The sequence below is a fragment of the Variovorax sp. UC122_21 genome, assembly GCF_044056785.1.
Classification (GTDB): domain Bacteria; phylum Pseudomonadota; class Gammaproteobacteria; order Burkholderiales; family Burkholderiaceae_C; genus Variovorax.
This window is the reverse complement of record NZ_CP172004.1, coordinates 5,472,278-5,488,556: the sequence shown is the minus strand read 5'-3', so window position 1 is coordinate 5,488,556 and position 16,279 is coordinate 5,472,278. Positions and strand designations below refer to the sequence as shown.

General features: G+C 67.6%; 17 protein-coding genes. 10 read left to right on the top strand and 7 right to left on the bottom strand.

Annotation, left to right across the window (positions count from 1 at the left end):
- Positions 1–116 precede the first annotated feature (116 nt).
- A complete protein-coding gene (locus ACHMXE_RS38585) occupies positions 117–1,559 on the bottom strand; it encodes an amidase (RefSeq protein WP_395348947.1) in 1,443 nt (480 codons plus the stop codon).
- 109 nt (positions 1,560–1,668) lie between these two features.
- On the opposite strand from ACHMXE_RS38585, the gene ACHMXE_RS38580 reads away from it, so the two are divergent.
- From ACHMXE_RS38580 to ACHMXE_RS38550, 7 genes are all read left to right on the top strand, one after another.
- On the top strand, positions 1,669–2,655 hold the full coding sequence (locus ACHMXE_RS38580; protein WP_203204298.1) for a LysR substrate-binding domain-containing protein: 987 nt from the start codon (positions 1,669–1,671) through the stop codon (positions 2,653–2,655).
- A 237-nt stretch (positions 2,656–2,892) separates the two neighbouring features.
- Entirely contained in the window at positions 2,893–4,347 is a 1,455-nt protein-coding gene (locus ACHMXE_RS38575; protein WP_395348946.1) for an aspartate ammonia-lyase, read from the top strand.
- A gap of 168 nt (positions 4,348–4,515) precedes the next feature.
- A complete protein-coding gene (locus ACHMXE_RS38570; protein WP_203204300.1) occupies positions 4,516–5,415 on the top strand; it encodes an amino acid ABC transporter substrate-binding protein in 900 nt (299 codons plus the stop codon).
- A 93-nt stretch (positions 5,416–5,508) separates the two neighbouring features.
- Positions 5,509–6,237: an amino acid ABC transporter permease gene (locus ACHMXE_RS38565; RefSeq protein ID WP_209542507.1), complete on the top strand. Its 729-nt coding sequence runs from the start codon at positions 5,509–5,511 to the stop codon at positions 6,235–6,237.
- Between the two features lies 1 nt (position 6,238).
- Positions 6,239–6,928 carry an amino acid ABC transporter permease gene (locus ACHMXE_RS38560; protein ID WP_203204302.1) on the top strand — a complete coding sequence of 230 codons (690 nt, stop codon included), beginning with the start codon at positions 6,239–6,241 and terminating at the stop codon, positions 6,926–6,928.
- A gap of 38 nt (positions 6,929–6,966) precedes the next feature.
- On the top strand, positions 6,967–7,704 hold the full coding sequence (locus ACHMXE_RS38555) for an amino acid ABC transporter ATP-binding protein (protein ID WP_057590997.1): 738 nt from the start codon (positions 6,967–6,969) through the stop codon (positions 7,702–7,704).
- Positions 7,705–7,899: 195 nt separating this feature from the next.
- The gene (locus ACHMXE_RS38550; RefSeq protein ID WP_395348945.1) at positions 7,900–8,262 is read left to right on the top strand and encodes a surface-adhesin E family protein; all 363 of its coding nucleotides are present in this window, start codon (positions 7,900–7,902) and stop codon (positions 8,260–8,262) included.
- Between the two features lie 32 nt (positions 8,263–8,294).
- Here the strand turns inward: ACHMXE_RS38550 and gstA are convergent, their stop codons facing one another.
- Positions 8,295–8,927 (bottom strand): glutathione transferase GstA, encoded by a 633-nt coding sequence (gene gstA, locus ACHMXE_RS38545; protein WP_395348944.1) that lies wholly within the window; start codon positions 8,925–8,927, stop codon positions 8,295–8,297.
- A gap of 141 nt (positions 8,928–9,068) precedes the next feature.
- Here gstA and ACHMXE_RS38540 point away from each other — a divergent pair, with 141 nt between their 5' ends.
- Positions 9,069–9,392 carry a helix-turn-helix domain-containing protein gene (locus ACHMXE_RS38540; protein WP_057590986.1) on the top strand — a complete coding sequence of 108 codons (324 nt, stop codon included), beginning with the start codon at positions 9,069–9,071 and terminating at the stop codon, positions 9,390–9,392.
- A 30-nt stretch (positions 9,393–9,422) separates the two neighbouring features.
- Here ACHMXE_RS38540 and ACHMXE_RS38535 read toward each other — a convergent pair whose 3' ends face one another.
- Positions 9,423–10,400 (bottom strand): nucleoside hydrolase, encoded by a 978-nt coding sequence (locus tag ACHMXE_RS38535; RefSeq protein WP_395348943.1) that lies wholly within the window; start codon positions 10,398–10,400, stop codon positions 9,423–9,425.
- A gap of 59 nt (positions 10,401–10,459) precedes the next feature.
- On the bottom strand, positions 10,460–11,290 hold the full coding sequence (locus ACHMXE_RS38530) for a dienelactone hydrolase family protein (protein WP_395348942.1): 831 nt from the start codon (positions 11,288–11,290) through the stop codon (positions 10,460–10,462).
- 117 nt (positions 11,291–11,407) lie between these two features.
- On the opposite strand from ACHMXE_RS38530, the gene ACHMXE_RS38525 reads away from it, so the two are divergent.
- Positions 11,408–12,373, top strand: coding sequence for a GlxA family transcriptional regulator (locus tag ACHMXE_RS38525; RefSeq protein WP_395348941.1), 966 nt, complete (start codon positions 11,408–11,410; stop codon positions 12,371–12,373).
- A gap of 28 nt (positions 12,374–12,401) precedes the next feature.
- On the opposite strand, the gene ACHMXE_RS38520 is transcribed toward ACHMXE_RS38525, so the two are convergent.
- From ACHMXE_RS38520 to ACHMXE_RS38510, 3 genes are all read right to left on the bottom strand, one after another.
- Complete coding sequence (locus ACHMXE_RS38520; RefSeq protein ID WP_395348940.1) at positions 12,402–13,436, bottom strand: DctP family TRAP transporter solute-binding subunit; 1,035 nt, start codon at positions 13,434–13,436, stop codon at positions 12,402–12,404.
- Positions 13,437–13,578: 142 nt separating this feature from the next.
- Positions 13,579–14,877 (bottom strand): TRAP transporter large permease, encoded by a 1,299-nt coding sequence (locus tag ACHMXE_RS38515; RefSeq protein ID WP_057590991.1) that lies wholly within the window; start codon positions 14,875–14,877, stop codon positions 13,579–13,581.
- Positions 14,874–15,443: a TRAP transporter small permease gene (locus ACHMXE_RS38510; protein WP_057598344.1), complete on the bottom strand. Its 570-nt coding sequence runs from the start codon at positions 15,441–15,443 to the stop codon at positions 14,874–14,876. The genes ACHMXE_RS38515 and ACHMXE_RS38510 overlap by 4 nt, the downstream gene beginning before the upstream one ends.
- Before the next feature lie 363 nt (positions 15,444–15,806).
- Between ACHMXE_RS38510 and ACHMXE_RS38505 the strand changes: the two genes are divergently transcribed.
- A complete protein-coding gene (locus tag ACHMXE_RS38505) occupies positions 15,807–16,184 on the top strand; it encodes a hypothetical protein (protein ID WP_395348939.1) in 378 nt (125 codons plus the stop codon).
- The last annotated feature ends 95 nt before the right edge of the window (positions 16,185–16,279 follow it).

The following is a 16,279-nucleotide window of genomic DNA, read 5'->3' as shown; positions in this document are numbered from 1 at the left end:
TTCCTCCTTCCCCCTCTGGGGGAAGGCCGGGATGGGGGCACCGGGCGATCGATCCGTCAGCAGCGCTGGATGCGCCGCGTGCCCCCACCCCAGCCCTCCCCCAGCGGGGGAGGGAGTCAGGCCAGCACGGGCGGCTTGCGGTCGCCCCACCCGCAGGCCTCGTCGTACGCATGCCCGAGCCGCAGCACCTCGAGGTCCGCATGGATCGGCCCCGCGAGCTGCAGCCCCATCGGCAGGCCCGCCTCGCCGAAGCCCGCGCGCACGTTGAGCGTGGGCAGGCCCGCCAGCGTGAATGGCGTGACGATCTCCATCCAGCGGTGGTAGGTGTCGCTCGGCACGCCGGCCACCTGCGCGGGCCAGTGCAGCTCGGCGTCGAAGGGGAAGACCTGCGCGGTCGGCGCCAGCACGAAGTCGAAGCGCTCGAACAGCGACAGGAACGCGCGGTAGACGTTCGAGCGCCACACCGAGGCCTGGAACAGCGAGGCGGCGTCGAGGTGCCGGCTCTGCTCGATCTCCCAGCGCGCCTCGGGCTTGAGCTGCTCGACCAGCGCGGGCGTGTTCATGTAGGCACCGAGCTTGCCGCCCACCAGCAGCTGGCGCAGGCGCAGCCAGGCGCTCCAGTTGTGGGCGCGCGGCACGTCGAGGGTGCAGGGCTCGACCTCGCAGCCCAGCGCGCGGAAGGTGGCGAGCGCGCTCTCGCCGAGCGCGAGCACGCCGGGCTCCAGCGGCAGGTCGTTCCAGATGCTGCCGAGCCAGCCGATGCGCAGGCCGCGCACCTCGCCCTCGATCCGCAAGTCGTCGGGCGCGGGCAGGGCATGCGGCGACGACAGCGGCACCCGGCCGTCGAAGCCGGCCTGCACCGAGAGCAGCCGCGCGGTGTCCTCCACCGTGCGCGCCATCGGGCCTTCGCAACCGAGCTGCTGGAAGAACAGCTCCTCGTCGGGGTCGCCGGGCACGCGCCCGCGCGAGGGCCGCATGCCGATCACGTTGTTGAAGGCCGCCGGGTTGCGCAGCGAACCCATCATGTCGCTGCCGTCGGCCACCGGCAGCATGCCGAGCGCCAGGGCCACGGCCGCGCCGCCGCTGCTGCCGCCCGCGCTGCGCTCGGGCGCGTAGGCGTTGCGCGTGGTGCCGAACACCGTGTTGTAGGTGTGCGAGCCGAGGCCGAACTCGGGCGTGTTGGTCTTGCCGATGACGATCGCGCCGGCCGCGCGCATGCGGGCCACGTGCAGGCTGTCGGTGCGCGCGGGCGTGCGCGGCGGCAAGGGCGAGCCCTTCGAGGTCGGCAGGCCGGCCGCGTGGCTCAGGTCCTTCACCGCGAGCGGAAAGCCGTGCATCCAGCCGCGGCGCTCGCCGCGCGCCAGCTCGGCGTCGCGCTGGTCGGCCTCGGCCAGCAGCGCCGCGGGGTCCCGCAGCGAGACGATGGCGTTGAAGCGCGGGTTCAGGGCGTCGATGCGCGCGAGCGTGGCTCGCATGAGCTCGCGGCACGAGAGGCCGCGATCGGCGATACGACGGGAAAGCTCGGTGGCGCTGAGGTCGAGGAAGTCGTCGGTGGGCATGGCATGGAGGGAGGGAAGGGCGAGCCGCCAGTATGTGGCAGCCGGGCGCGGGTTGTCCCCGAGCGCCGCCGGCCGCGGCTTCGCGCGCGGCGGCACATAATCGCCCGCCATGGAAACCAAGTGGCTCGAAGACTTCATCAGCCTGGCCGAGACGCGCAGCTTCAGCCGCTCCGCCCAGTTGCGGCACGTGACCCAGCCGGCGTTCTCGCGCCGCATCCAGGCGCTGGAGGGCTGGGCCGGCACCGACCTCGTCGATCGCAGCTCCTATCCCACGCGGCTCACGCCCGCGGGCCAGACGCTCTACAGCCAGGCCATCGAGATGCTGCAGGCGCTGCAGAGCACGCGCGCCATGCTGCGCGGCCATTCGGCCGCCGGGCAGGACGTGATCGAGTTCGCGATCCCGCACACGCTGGCCTTCACCTTCTTCCCCTCGTGGGTCACCAGCCTGCGCGAGCACTTCGGCCCGATCAAGAGCCGGCTGATCGCGCTCAACGTGCACGACGCCGTGCTGCGGCTGGTCGAGGGCAGCTGCGACCTGCTGATCGCCTACCACCATCCCTCGCAGCCGTTGCAGCTCGACGCCAACAAGTACGAGATGGTGAGCCTGGGCGAGGAGACCGTGGCGCCCTGGGTCAAGGCCGACGCCGAGGGCGCGCCGCGCTACCGGCTGCCGGGCCGCGCCGGCCAGCCGCTGCCCTACCTGGGCTATGCGCCGGGCGCCTACCTGGGGCGCGTGGTCGACCAGCTGCTCAAGGAATCGGGCACCGCGATCCACCTCGACCGGGTGTACGAGACCGACATGGCCGAGGGCCTGAAGGTGATGGCGCTCGAGGGCCATGGCATCGCCTTCCTGCCACAGAGCGCGGTGCGCAAGGAGGTGCGCATGCGCAAGCTGGTGAGCGCGCTGCCGCCCGAGATCGACCGGCTCGAGGCCACGATGGAGATCCGCGCCTACCGCGAGCGCCCGCAGGCGCCGCTGCAGCCGCGCGCGGGCGGCCGGGCCGCGGCCAAGGCCGCCGGGCTCGAGTCGCTGCAGCCCAAGAGCTCGGCCGACGCGCTGTGGTCGTACCTCGTCGGCACCCAGCCGCCGCGCTGATTCCGGGGCCTCGTAGGGGGCGCGCCGCTGGTCGGGCCGGGCGTTTGGGTATAGCCTTTGGCGACGGGTTTGTGCACTGCACAATCTATAAAAGTCAGGCATAAGTGTTCCCGTAAACAGCATTGGCGTCCGTGCCATGACGCCCCTACAGTCCGGGCAGTTTTTCGGCCGCGGGTCGAGCGACCGCAAATCCATGGCACGCGTTCTCGCGTGCTTTTTTTCAGCCGAGAGGTGGGTATGGGCTCCAACTTCAGAACCGAACACGACTTCCTCGGCGAGAAGCAGATTCCCGCCGTGGCCTACTGGGGCGTGCACACGGCCCGGGCGGTCGAGAACTTCGCGATCTCCGGCACCCGCGTGTCGGCCATGCCCGACCTGGTGCGTGCGCTGGCCTTCGTGAAGAAGGCGGCCACGCGCGCCAATGCCGACCTCGGCGCGATCGACCGCGACCGCGCGGCCGCGATCATCCTGGCCTGCGACGACCTGATCGAGGGCAAGCTGCTCGACGAGTTCGTGGTCGACGTGATCCAGGGCGGCGCCGGCACCTCGACCAACATGAACGCCAACGAGGTCATCTGCAACCTCGCGCTCGAGAAGCTCGGCCACGAGAAGGGCCGCTACGACGTGCTGCATCCCAACGACCACGTCAACGCCTCGCAGAGCACCAACGACGTCTATCCGACCGCTGTTCGGCTGGCGCTGTGGTTCGCGATCGGCAAGCTGCTCGAGGCCATGGCGGCGCTGCGCCGCAGCTTCGAGGCCAAGGCGCTCGAGTTCAAGGACGTGCTCAAGATCGGCCGCACCCAGCTGCAGGACGCGGTGCCGATGACCCTGGGCCAGGAGTTCCTGACCTACGCCATCATGATCGGCGAGGACGAGGCCCGCCTCGGCGAGGCGCGCGCGCTGATCGAGGAGATCAACCTCGGCGCCACCGCCATCGGCACCGGCATCAACGCGCCGCACGGCTATGCCAACCTCGCCTGCCAGTACCTGGCCGAGCAGACCGGCGTGCCGCTCAAGCAGGCCGCCAACCTGATCGAGGCCACGCAGGACACCGGCGCCTTCGTGCAGCTGTCGGGCGTGCTCAAGCGCGTGGCCACCAAGCTCAGCAAGACCTGCAACGACCTGCGCCTGCTCTCGAGCGGCCCGCAGGCGGGCTTCGGCGAGATCCGGCTGCCCGCGCGGCAGGCCGGCTCGTCGATCATGCCGGGCAAGGTCAACCCGGTGATCCCGGAGGTGATGAACCAGGTGGCCTTCGAGGTGATCGGCAACGACATCACCGTGACCATGGCGTCCGAAGCCGGCCAGCTGCAGCTCAACGCCTTCGAGCCGATCATGGGCTGGAGCCTGTTCAAGAGCATCAAGCACCTGGGCAACGCCTGCAACACGCTGCAGCTGAACTGCGTCGACGGCATCGAGGCCAACCGCGAGTTCCTCGCCAAGCGGGTGCGCGAGTCGGTCACGCTGGTCACCGCGCTCAATCCGCTGATCGGCTACGAGAAGGCCGCGCTGATCGCCAAGACCGCGCTGGCCACGGGCGGACCGATCGACCTGGTCGCCGAATCGCTGGGCATCATGACGCGCGACGAGATGGACGCGCTGCTGGTTCCCGAGAACCTGACCCAGCCCGTGCGGCTGTCCGTGCCGGTGCCGCTGGCCGCGGAACCGTCGGGCACAAAGGCTGCTTTGTGAAAGCCGGACAATGCCAATTCCAGTGTCCGCACCAGCCAGGCGCCTTATGCGCCCGCCCGGTGCGCGGCTCGGGGAAAATGCACCGGGTTGGTCCGGGTATTCCCCCGAGACATCCTGTCTAGAATTTCGTTGTATCTCTCATTTCCGTCACCCTCAGGAGTTTTCCGTATGAAAAAGCAAGTACTGGCATTGGCAATCGCGGCGCTGACCGCCGGCGGCGCGATGGCGCAGGCCAATGACACGCTGGCCAAGATCAAGGCATCGGGCGTCATCACCGAAGGTGTGCGTGAATCCTCGGGTCTGTCGTACACGCTGGGCAACGGCCAATACACCGGCTTCCACTACGACGTCTGCGCCAACATCATCAAGGACCTCGAGAAGGCCGCCGGCAAGAAGCTCGAAGTCAAGTACCAGCCCGTGACCTCGCAAAACCGCATCCCGCTGGTGCAGAACGGCACCGTCGACATCGAGTGCGGCTCCACCACCAACAACGCCACGCGCCAGAAGGACGTGGCCTTCGGCGTGACCACCTACGTCGAGGAAACCAAGATCGTCGTGAAGGCGAACTCGGGCATCAACTCGCTGGCCGACCTGAAGGACAAGACCGTCGCCACCACCACCGGCACCACGCCGCTGCAGACCGTGCGCAAGCAAAAGCGCGCCGAGAACCTGACCTTCAAGGAGGTCTACGGCAAGGACCACTCCGACAGCTTCCTGCTGCTCGAGACCGGCCGTGCCGACGCCTTCGTGATGGACGGCTCGATCCTGGCCGCGCTGGCCGCCAAGTCGAAGTCGCCGAAGGACTACAAGATCCTGAACGACGTGCTCGCCGTCGAGCCCATCGCCATCATGATCCGCAAGGACGACCCCGCCTTCAAGAAGGCCGTGGACGACAGCATCAAGGCCCAGGCCAAGTCGGGCGAACTCGCCAAGCTCTACGACAAGTGGTTCCTGAAGCCGATCCCCCCGGCAAACGTCACCATCAACCTGCCGCTGGGCGAAGCCACGAAGAACGCATGGGCCAACCCGAACGACAAGCCCGCTGAAGAGTACGTGACCAAGGAATAAGCGTCGCGTCGCTGCGTGAATGACGCCCACCTTTCGCGGTGGGCGTTTCTTTTCAGGGACTGATTTTCGGAAGAAGGCGAAGGAGTAAGAAAAATGGGCAACTGGGATTGGCAGGTCTTCCTGCAGGACCCCGGGGGGGAATATCCGACCTATCTGCAATGGATGCTGTCGGCCTGGGGCTGGACGGTGTCCGTGGCACTGTTGGCGTTGATCGTCGCGTTGGTATTGGGTTCGCTGGTCGGCATCGTCCGCACCCTGCCCGACAACCCGTGGCTGGTGCGCCTGGGCAATGCCTGGGTCGAGCTGTTCCGCAACATCCCGCTGCTGGTGCAGATCTTCCTCTGGTACCACGTCATTCCGGCGCTGGTGCCGGTCATGAAGGGCGTGCCTAGCTTCATCCTGGTGGTGCTGGCGCTGGGCTTCTTCACCTCGGCGCGTATCGCCGAGCAGGTGCGCTCGGGCATCCAGGCGCTGCCCAAGGGCCAGCGCTACGCGGGCATGGCGGTGGGCTTCACCACGACGCAGTACTACCGCTACGTGATCCTGCCCATGGCCTATCGCATCATCATCCCGCCGCTCACGAGCGAGACGATGAACATCTTCAAGAACTCGTCGGTCGCGTTCGCCGTGTCGGTCACCGAACTCACCATGTTCGCCATGCAGGCGCAGGAAGAAACCTCGCGCGGCATCGAGGTCTACCTCGCGGTGACGGCGTGCTACGTGGTGTCGGCCCTGGCGATCAACCGGCTCATGGCCTTCATCGAGAAGAAGACCCGCGTGCCGGGCTTCATCGTCTCGGCCAGCGGCGGCGGAGGACACTGACATGATGAATCTCGACCTGTCCTTCTACAACTGGGACGTCATCAGCAACTTCGTCGTCAAGGGCTTCTACTTCAGCATCATGCTGACGGTGGTGGCCACGATCGGCGGCGTGATCTTCGGCACGATCCTCGCGCTCATGCGCCTGTCGGGCAAGAAGTGGCTCGATGCGCCCGCGGCGCTCTACGTCAACGGCATGCGCAGCATCCCGCTGGTGATGGTGATCCTGTGGTTCTTCCTGCTGGTGCCGGCGTCGTTCTATTCGCTGTTCGGCTCGGTGGGTTCCAACTACCGTTCCGAGATCTCGGCCGTGATCACCTTCGTCGCGTTCGAGGCCGCCTACTTCAGCGAGATCATGCGCGCGGGCATCCAGTCGATCCCGCGCGGCCAGGTGAACGCGGGCCAGGCGGTGGGCATGACCTACGGCCAGAACATGCGCCTCGTGGTGCTGCCGCAGGCCTTCCGCAACATGCTGCCGGTGCTGCTCACGCAGACCATCATCCTGTTCCAGGACACCTCGCTGGTCTACGCCATCGGCGCCTACGACATGCTCAAGGGCTTCGAGACCGCGGGCAAGAACTTCGGCCGCCCGATCGAGGCCTACCTGCTCGCCGCGGTCGTGTACTTCGTGATGTGCTATGCGCTGTCGTACCTGGTGAAGCGCCTGCACAAGAAAATCGCCATCATCCGCTGACAGAGCACTGAACCGGAGAGAAAGAAATGTCCGAAAAAATGATCGAAATCAAGAACGTCTCCAAGTGGTACGGCCCCGTGCAGGTGCTCAACGACTGCTCGGTCAGCATCGCCAAGGGCGACGTGGTCGTGGTCTGCGGCCCTTCGGGCTCGGGCAAGTCCACGCTCATCAAGACCGTGAACGCGCTCGAACCCTTCCAGAAGGGCGAGATCACCGTCAACGGCATCCCGCTGCACGACCCCAAGACCAACCTGCCGAAGCTGCGTTCCAAGGTCGGCATGGTGTTCCAGCACTTCGAGCTGTTCCCGCACCTGTCGGTGACCGAGAACCTCACGATCGCGCAGATCAAGGTGCTGGGCCGCACGCCCGACGAGGCCAAGACCCGCGGCCTCAAGATGCTCGACCGCGTGGGCCTGATGGCGCACAAGGACAAGTTCCCGGGCCAGCTCTCGGGCGGCCAGCAGCAGCGCGTGGCGATCGCCCGCGCGCTGAGCATGGACCCGATCGTGATGCTGTTCGACGAACCCACCTCGGCGCTCGACCCCGAGATGGTCGGCGAAGTGCTCGACGTGATGGTGAGCCTGGCCAAGGAAGGCATGACCATGATGGTGGTCACGCACGAAATGGGCTTCGCCCGCAAGGTCGCGAGCCGCGTGATCTTCATCGACGTCGGCGGCCGCATCCTCGAGGACTGCACCAAGGACGAGTTCTTCGGCCAGCCCGAGAACCGCCAGCCGCGCACCAAGGACTTCCTCAACAAGATCCTGCAGCACTGAGCGCTGCGCCTTGCGACGAATGACGAGGGCCATGCCGGCGACGGCGTGGCCCTTTTTTCATGGCGCCGAACTCCTTGCCGTCGGGGCTTTCATGCGACCATCTCTCGCTGTTGCCGTATTCGCACGGAGGTGAAAAGAATGGGCGTCCATCCATCCAGATACCGCGCCGCGGCGCTCTGCACGGCGGCTGCTTTGATGACGCTGATGCCGGCGCAAGCCGCCGAGAACTGGACCGAGATCGCGTCCACCCCGCGCAAGAAGGTGCTGCTGCAACGCGATTCGATCCGGCCGCACGGCGATGCCGTCGAGGCCTGGACGCTCTACCGCTACGACGAACTGCAGACCGATGTCGGCAAGACACCGTTCCGCACCTCGCGCTACCTCTACGACTACGACTGCAAGGGCGCGCGCGAGAGGATGCGCCGCGTCGTGAGCCACAACGGGCCGCTCGAAGCGCACGACATCGACCTGAGCCGGCGCAGCGAATGGAAGGCGGTGGGCGGGCCGACGACGGTGAGCGGGATCGTGTTCGAGAACGTGTGTGCCAAGCGGCGTTGACCGGTGCGTGACGACGCCACGATGGCGCCGTCCTACCTGAGCCCTTCGACATCGAGCGCCTTGCGAACCGCGGGCCGCGCCCGCACGCGTCGATACCAGTCCCGCAGGTTGTCCAGCCCATCGAAATGGATGTCGGCCCTGTAGACGGACGCGAGCCACGCGGCCTGGCCCCATTGGGTCAGCGCATAGAGGTAGGCGTCGGCGGCCGTGAAGCCATCGCCCATCAGGTAGTCGCGGCCGGCAAGCTGCGCGTCGATCCAGGCATAGCGCTGCTCGAGCTTGGGCTTCGCGGTCTCGACGCCGTACTTTCCGGCGAGCACGGCATAAAGCAGGGGAATGAAGCCCTTGTGGATTTCCGAGGTCAGGAAGCTCAACCACTCCTGCAGGCGATAGCGCTCGAGGCTGCCGTTCTCCGGCGCGAGGCGCGACGCCGGCTTCAGGTCGGCCAGGTACTGAACGATGGCGGGGCCTTCGCGCAGCAACGTGCCGTCGTCGAGCTCGAGCAGCGGGACATAGCCGAAGGGGCTGAGTTCGCGGAAGTCGCGGCCGTCCTGCGTCCTGTGGGTCTTGTGGTCGACCTTGACGAGGTCGAAGTCGAGGCCGAGTTCGTTCAGCACGATGTGGGGCGAGAGCGAGCAGGCGCCGGGGATGTAGTAGAGCTTCATGGGTTCTTCGATGGGCGGCAGGTACGGCGCTGGGGAGCACCTCGGGCCATGTTAGGAACCGGGCGTGGATTTGGAAGAAGGCACATAAACTGCCTCTAGGTTAAAAAAATATACCTGCGGCCTTCTTCTCCATCGCGTGCTATGAAATCGAACGTCTCGGGTTGTTCCGTCGAGGAAGCCATGCGCCTCCTGGGCGGCCGCTGGCGACTGCTGCTGGTGTCCTATCTCGTCGACGGACCCAAGCGATTCAACGAATTGCGCCGCGACGTGCCCGGCATTTCCCAGCGCTCGCTGACCCTGGACCTGCGCGCGCTCGAAGAGGCCGGGCTCGTGCAGCGAACCGTTCATGCCACGGTGCCGGTCAAGGTCGTGTACCAGCTCACGCCGGACGGCGAGCGCCTGAAGCCTGTCGTCAGCGTGATGATGGAATTCGGCCTGTGGCTGAAGGCCAGGGCCGCGGTCTGAGCCGCGCGTTCGAGCGCTGACCCGGCCCACTCAAGGCAGGCGCGAGATCCCCTGCGTCAGCAAATCGAAGAACCCCAGCGCATCCCCGTCCGCGATCCAGCGCACGTTCGCCGGCTTCTTCAATCCCCCATACCAGTCCACCACCGTCTGCCCGAAGCCCAGCCCCTCGCGGCTGTCGATTGCCAGGTTGACCTGTCTGCCGCTGAACAGCGAAGGCTGCAGCAGGTAGCCGATCACGGTCGCGTCGTGCACCGGCCCGCCGGGCAGGCCGTAGTACTGCATGTCGTGCCGCACGTAGGCATCGAGGATGTCGGCCACGATCCGGCCCGCCTCGTTGCCGAGGTCGCGCAGGCGCGCGATGCGCTCGGGGGTGGCCAGCACCTTGTGCGTGAGGTCCAGCGGCAGCATGGTGATCGGCACGCCGCTTTCGAGCACGATCTCGGCCGCATGCGGATCGGCGAAGACGTTGAACTCGGCCGTCGGCGTGATGTTGCCGCCGTTGAAATGCGCGCCGGCCATGAGCACCAGCTCGCGCAGGCCGCGCACGATGTCGGGCGCCTGCGCGAGCGCCAGCGCGAGGTTGGTCTGCGGGCCGAGCATCGCGAGCGTCACGCTTTGCGCGGGCGCGGCGCGCAGGGTGTCGATCAGGTAGTCGACCGCATGCCCTTCGGCCAGCGGCTGCGCGGGCTCGTGCACCTGCACGCCGGTGATGCCCTCGCTGCCGTGGATGTCGGCCGCGTAGATCGGTGCGCGCAGCAGCGGTCGCTGCGCGCCGCCGTAGATAGGAACGTCGGGCCGCTGCCCCCACTCGCGCGCCAGCCGCGCGTTGCGCGAGGTCTTGGCGAGCGGCACGTTGCCGGCCACTGTCGTCAGCGCCCGGATCTTCAGGCGCTCGGGCGAGGCCATGGCGAGCAGCAGCGCGATCACGTCGTCGGCACCGGGGTCGGTGTCGATGATCAGCGTGTGGACGGTGGTGTCGTCGGAAAGCGGGGGCGTGTTCGTCGGCATGCGGGCTCCATGCAGGCACGACGGAGCGCGCGCCTGCGGGCAGCCAGTCTGCCAGAGCTTCAGCCCAGGAGCCGCCTGGCGAAGAAGGCCAGGATCTCGTCGCGCGCCGCGATGGTCGGCTGCCCGGCCTCGTCGATCAGGTGCGCGGTGACCACGCTGTGCGGGCTCGCGACCATTTGGGCGAAGAAGGGCGGCGTGTCGGGATTGGCCGCGCTGTCGGGCAGCACGCGCGCCACGAAGCGGTCGCCGAGCGCCTGCGAGAAGGCGGCGAAGCGCTCGGCCTTGCAGAACCTGTCGCCGTCGAAGCGATAGGCCATCACCGTCAGGTCCTCGCGTTCCAGCCGCTCGCGCACGGCGGCCAACTCGTCGGCCGCCACGTTGGTGCCGGCCGGGTCGTCGAGCGGCAGCGAGGGCTGGCACACCACGGGCGCGAGCACGGCGCGCTCGAGCATCATCGACAGCGCGAAGTTGCCGGTGAAGCACATGCCGATCGCGCCCACGCCGGCGCCGCCGCATTCGGCGTGCGCGAGCCGCGCGAGCGCGCGCAGCCATTGCGTGACGGGGCTCGAGGCGTTCGACGCGAAGGCGCGGAACTCGGCGCTCACGCAGGCGCGCTTGAACACCGCCGCGCCTTCCTCGGCCTGCGGCACGGCCCCGTCGCGGCCGAACAGCGAGGGCATGTAGACGGTGAAGCCCGCGTCGCGCACCCAGCGCGCGAAGCGTGCCACCTGGGGGCTGATGCCGGGCATCTCGGTCATCACGATCACGGCGGGGCCACTGCCCATCAGGTAGACCTTCTTGGCGACGCCGTCGAGTTCGATCTCGCGCGAGGAGAAGTCGTCGAGCGGGTCGTCGCGGTCGAGCGCTCGGGTGGCGGGTGCGTGGGTCATGGCGTGGGCAGTGGCTTGGGGAGCGGGGTGGATGAAGCTTGTATTGGGCCCACCGGCCGTTCAGAATGGCAGTGTCCTGTTTGACTGTTTCAGGGCTAAATCGGACAAAGCTCCCCTATGCACGACTTCACGATCCTGGTGCTGCCCGGCGCCTTCGCCTCCAGCGTGGCCGCCACGGCCGACATCCTCGGCGCCGCGCGCTCGGTGGCCGCGCGCGCCGGCGTGGCGCCGCCGCGCTGGCGGCTGTGCTCGCCGGCCGGCGGCATGGTTGCGCTGCGCTCGGGCATGCACATCGACACCGTGCGCCTGCCGACCCGCGCGCGCGACGACCGCTCGACCTGGGTGGTGCCGGGGCTCGGCCTCGACACGCCCGAGCAGATCCGCCGCTGCCTCGAGAGCGAGGACGCCGCGCGCGCCATCGACGGGCTCGCGCGACATGCGCGCGCCGGCGGCCAGGTCGCGGCCTCGTGCTCGGCGGTGTTCCTGCTCAATGCGGCGGGCCTGCTGCAGGGCCGCCGCGCGACCACCTCGTGGTGGTACGCCGCGCTGCTCAAGCGCATGGCACCCGATTGCACGGTCGACGTCGACCGCATGGTCTGCGCCGACGGTCCGGTGGTCACGGCCGGCGCGGCCTTCGCGCAGACCGACCTGATGCTGCACCTGCTGCGCGAACGCTGCGGCAGCGCGCTCACCGATCTGGTGTCGCGGCTGCTGCTGATCGACGGGCGCCAGGCGCAGGCGCCGTTCATCGTTCCCGAGCTGCTGGCCAACGGCAACGACCTGGTGGCGCGCCTGGCGGCACGCGTGGAAGCGGCGCTGCCCGCGCCGCCCTCGGTGAGCGAGCTGGCGCGCGAGTTCTGCATGTCGGAGCGCACGCTCGCGCGCCACGTGATGAAGGCCACGGGCAAGAGCACGCAGGCGCTGCTGCAGGGCGTGCGGCTGCGGCGCGCGCGGGCGCTGCTCGAATCCAGCCGCATGACGGTCGACCAGGTGGCCGGCGCCGTCGGGTATCAGGACGCCACTGCGCTGCGGCGCCTGATGAAGAAGGTGGCGGGCGCGAACCCCAGCCGCTATCGCAACTGAGGCGCGCCAACCCGCGCGGCGTTTGCTCTTACTTCTTGCGCGCCGCGATCGCCTTCTCGGCGCGCGCGACGAGGTCGGCGCCCACCGTCGGCTTCCACTTCTCGTACACCGGACGCGTGGCCTTCACGAAGGCATCGCGTTCAGCAGGCGTGAGGCTGGTGACCGTCACGCCCATGGCCGCGATGTCCTTGAGCACGGGCTTGTCGGCTTCCACCAGGCCCTTGCGTGCGATGACGATTTCTTCCTTGCCGGCGTCGATCGCGGCCTGGCGCACGATGGCCTGGTCGGCCGGCGTCCACGAGGCCCAGATCTCCTTGTTGACCACGAACACCAGCGGGTCGGCCACATAGCCCCAGGTGGTCACGAACTTCTGGCCCACGGTGTGCATCTTGAGCACGGTGAACAGGAACAGCGGGTTCTCCTGGCCGTCGACGGCGCCGCTGGCGAGCGCGGGCTGTGCGTCGGCCCAGCTCATCTGCGTGGGGTTGGCGCCCAGCGCGGTCAGCATGTCGGAGTAGATCGGCGAACCGACGACGCGGATCTTCATGCCCTTGACGTCGGCCGGCGACTTGATCGGGCGCTTCGAGTTGGTGATCTCGCGGAAGCCGTTCTCGCCCCAGGCCAGCGGCACCACGCCGGCCTTGTCGAGGGTCTTGAAGATCTCCTGGCCGACCTCGCCCTGCGTGAGGGCGTCGATGGCCGCGTAGTCGGGCATCAGGAAGGGCATCGAGAACAGGTTGAGCTGCTTGACCTGCGGCGACCAGTTGATGGTCGAGCCCACGGCCATGTCGATCACGCCCTGGCGCAGCGCGCTGAACTCGCGCGTCTGGTCGCCCTGAATCAGCGACACGCCCGGGTACAGCTTGATGTTGATGCGGCCCTGGGTGCGCTCCTTCACGAGGTCGGCCCAGATCTTCCCGGCCTGGCCCCAGGGCGTGGGCGGGCCCAGCACCAGCGACATCTTGTACTCGGCCTTGTAGGCGGCCTGCGCCATGGCGCCGGTCGTGAATGCTAGAGCGGTGGCGGCCATCGCGAGGCCCAGCAGAGTGCGGCGGAATTTCATCTGATCTATCTCCTCGTTGAAAAAATCGGGCAGCCGGACGCGAAGAACGCGAAGGTTTCGCGAAGGACGCGAAAGGAACATCCTTTTTCTTTTTTGCGTCCTTCGCGAAACCTTCGCGTCCTCTGCGTTCGGCTGTCCGCGTTCAATACCCCAGCTTCCTGGGCAGCCACAGCGCGAGTTCGGGGAAGGCGATCACCAGCACCATCACCACGAACATCGAGAACAGCATCCAGCCGACCCAGCGCACGGTCTCCTCCATGCGCACCTTGGCGATGCGGCACGACACCATCAGGTTGACGGCCAGCGGCGGCGTGAACTGGCCGAGCGCGACCTTGAGCGTGAGGATCACGCCGAACCAGACCGGGTCCCACTTGTAGTACTGAACGATCGGCAGCAAGAGCGGCACGAAGATCAGGAAGATCGAGACACCGTCGAGGAACATGCCGACCGTGATGAGCAGCAGGATCAGCAGCGCGAGCACGCCGTATTCGCCCAGGCCCGAGTTGACGATGGCGCGCGTCACCGGATCGATCACGCCGAGCGTGGACAGCGAGTAGGCGAAGATGCCCGCGAGCGAGACCACCAGCAGGATCACCGCCGAGAGCTCGCCCGATTCGCGCAGGATGACGAACAGGTCGCGGACCTTGATGGTGCGATGGATGCACATGCCGACGAAGAGGCCGTAGAACACGGCGACCACGGCCGCCTCGGTGGGCGTGAACCAGCCCGCGCGCATGCCGCCGAGGATCAGCACCGGCGCCGCCAGGCCCCAGGTGGCTTCGCGGAAGCTCTTCCAGAACGGCGGGCGCGGCAGGGTGGATTCGAGCGCGCCCATCTTGTGCTTGCGCGCCAGCCACACGGCCGGAATCATCAGCGCCAGGCCGGCCAGCACGCCGGGCACCATGCCGGCGGCGAACAGCGCCGGCACCGAGGCGCCGGGCACCAGCACCGAGTAGACGATGAAGGCCACCGAGGGCGGGATCAGGATGTCGGTGGCCGCGGCGGCGCCGACCACGCTGGCCGAGTAGGCGGCCGGATAGCCGGCGCGCGACATCGCGGCGATCATCACCGCGCCCACCGCGGCGGCATTGGCCGGGCCCGAGCCCGAGATGCCGCCGAGGAACATCGCGACCGCGATCGCCACCAGCGGCAGCATGCCGGAGCCGCGGCCCACGATGGCGATGGCGAAGTTCACGAGGCGCAGCGCGACGCCCGAGCGGTCGAAGATCGAGCCGACCAGCACGAACATCGGAATGGCGAGCAGCGGGTACTTGCCGAGGCCGGCATAGAAGTTCTGCGGCACCGCGAGCAGGCCGAACCATTGGGCGTCGGTGTTGGCGAGCGCGATGCAGGCCGCGCCGGCCAGGCCGAGCGCGGCGCCGATGGGCACGCCCACCAGCATCATCAGCAGGAAGGCGACGAACAGGAGCGTGGCGATCATTCGGCGGCGTCCTGCTGGTCGTTGTTCTTGTGCTTGCGGCCGCGCCGCACGAACAGCCCGATGGCGCGCAGCGCGATGGCCAGCGACACGATCGGCAGCCAGATCGAATACCACCAGGCCGGCACGCCGATGCCGGGCGAGGTCTCCTCGAAGCGGTAGTCGTCCCAGACCATGCGCACGCTGAGCGCGGCGATCAGGCCGAACAGCGCGGCGATCATCAGCGCGCCGAACTGCGCCAGCCGGCGGCGCCGGGCCATCGAGCCGCTTTCGGCGAAGTACTCGATGCGGATGTGGCGGTCGCGCGCGACCGCGGCCGAGCCGGCGACCAGCGCCAGCATGATCATCAGGAACACGGAGAACTCCTCGGTCCAGGCGAAGGAGGAGTCGGTGAAGTAGCGCACCAGGACGTTGGCGAAGGTGATGAGCGCGAGCGCGCCCATGATGAGCACGGTGAGCCAGTCCTCGATGCCCAGGGGCACCTTGGTGGGCTCGTCGGCGGCTTCGATGTCGGGGGGGAGGGGGCTGGCGGCGTCCAGCGTGGGGCCGGACTCAGGAGGAGTGGTCATCGGAGAAAACGGGCAGCTGGGGCAGGCGCCATGTCACCGGGCGGTCGCCGGGACGCGATCCGTACACCTCGACAGGGGAGCTGGCGTCGATTCTGGGGCGTCAATGTCCACTGATATATCGGGGGTTTCCTTTAGCTGTTGTTTGTGCTTTAGGGGCGCTGGAAGGGGCGGTTTTCTGCTTTTTGGCGGCTATGGGCGGGGGCCCGGGGCGTCCGGGGGCGTGCACAGGACACCGGGTGCTTCCCTCCGCGAATGTCCCCCGGCCTTCGGCCTCCTCCTTTATTTCGCTGCGGGAAGCACCCGGTGCCCTGTGCATGGTGAGTGCGGGGGGAGGTGGGTGGTTCGACCGCGGTCGACTTTGGTATGACTGCGCTCAACGTTCGCGTCGGACGGGTTGCTGGCAGTCGGCTCGGCTCCGTCGCAGAATGCGGCCAGAAGCAGACCTTCGCAGCCACGGTGCAAATCGAAGTGTTGGCATCGGACGAGGAGGACCAATTGATCGAAAAAGAGAAGTACCCAGCCGATTGGCTGAAAAAAGTCCCTGCCGTTGTCTTCGGCTCGCTTGCGAGGGGGCAGATACGGGTCTTGTTGCATCCTGGCAATGGACTTGCCGACGGCGGTGCTCCGCGTGATGTGCCTGCGGTCCAACTTCCGGTGGACCTCCGCATGCCAAATACGCTTCTCTGGGTCGAGTTGGATGAGTCGATGAGCATTGTCAGAGTCTGGAGGCGAGACATGTGAATGGCTGCTCTGGAATAGCCCAGTCGCAGCAATGCCTGAGGTCCGACTCCATGTGTGGGGTGTCATCACGGTCGACATCGCCGAGCAGACCTCAT

Coding starts and splice junctions, on each gene's coding strand:
- ACHMXE_RS38510 (WP_057598344.1), bottom strand. CDS start 15,443: ATGACCACTCCTCCTGAGTCCGGCCCCACGCTGGACGCCGCCAGCCCC.
- ACHMXE_RS38565 (WP_209542507.1), top strand. CDS start 5,509: ATGGGCAACTGGGATTGGCAGGTCTTCCTGCAGGACCCCGGGGGGGAA.
- ACHMXE_RS38575 (WP_395348946.1), top strand. CDS start 2,893: ATGGGCTCCAACTTCAGAACCGAACACGACTTCCTCGGCGAGAAGCAG.
- ACHMXE_RS38535 (WP_395348943.1), bottom strand. CDS start 10,400: ATGCCGACGAACACGCCCCCGCTTTCCGACGACACCACCGTCCACACG.
- ACHMXE_RS38555 (WP_057590997.1), top strand. CDS start 6,967: ATGATCGAAATCAAGAACGTCTCCAAGTGGTACGGCCCCGTGCAGGTG.
- ACHMXE_RS38540 (WP_057590986.1), top strand. CDS start 9,069: ATGAAATCGAACGTCTCGGGTTGTTCCGTCGAGGAAGCCATGCGCCTC.
- ACHMXE_RS38550 (WP_395348945.1), top strand. CDS start 7,900: ATGACGCTGATGCCGGCGCAAGCCGCCGAGAACTGGACCGAGATCGCG.
- gstA (WP_395348944.1), bottom strand. CDS start 8,927: ATGAAGCTCTACTACATCCCCGGCGCCTGCTCGCTCTCGCCCCACATC.
- ACHMXE_RS38530 (WP_395348942.1), bottom strand. CDS start 11,290: ATGACCCACGCACCCGCCACCCGAGCGCTCGACCGCGACGACCCGCTC.
- ACHMXE_RS38520 (WP_395348940.1), bottom strand. CDS start 13,436: ATGAAATTCCGCCGCACTCTGCTGGGCCTCGCGATGGCCGCCACCGCT.
- ACHMXE_RS38585 (WP_395348947.1), bottom strand. CDS start 1,559: ATGCCCACCGACGACTTCCTCGACCTCAGCGCCACCGAGCTTTCCCGT.
- ACHMXE_RS38525 (WP_395348941.1), top strand. CDS start 11,408: ATGCACGACTTCACGATCCTGGTGCTGCCCGGCGCCTTCGCCTCCAGC.
- ACHMXE_RS38505 (WP_395348939.1), top strand. CDS start 15,807: ATGACTGCGCTCAACGTTCGCGTCGGACGGGTTGCTGGCAGTCGGCTC.
- ACHMXE_RS38570 (WP_203204300.1), top strand. CDS start 4,516: ATGAAAAAGCAAGTACTGGCATTGGCAATCGCGGCGCTGACCGCCGGC.
- ACHMXE_RS38580 (WP_203204298.1), top strand. CDS start 1,669: ATGGAAACCAAGTGGCTCGAAGACTTCATCAGCCTGGCCGAGACGCGC.
- ACHMXE_RS38515 (WP_057590991.1), bottom strand. CDS start 14,877: ATGATCGCCACGCTCCTGTTCGTCGCCTTCCTGCTGATGATGCTGGTG.
- ACHMXE_RS38560 (WP_203204302.1), top strand. CDS start 6,239: ATGATGAATCTCGACCTGTCCTTCTACAACTGGGACGTCATCAGCAAC.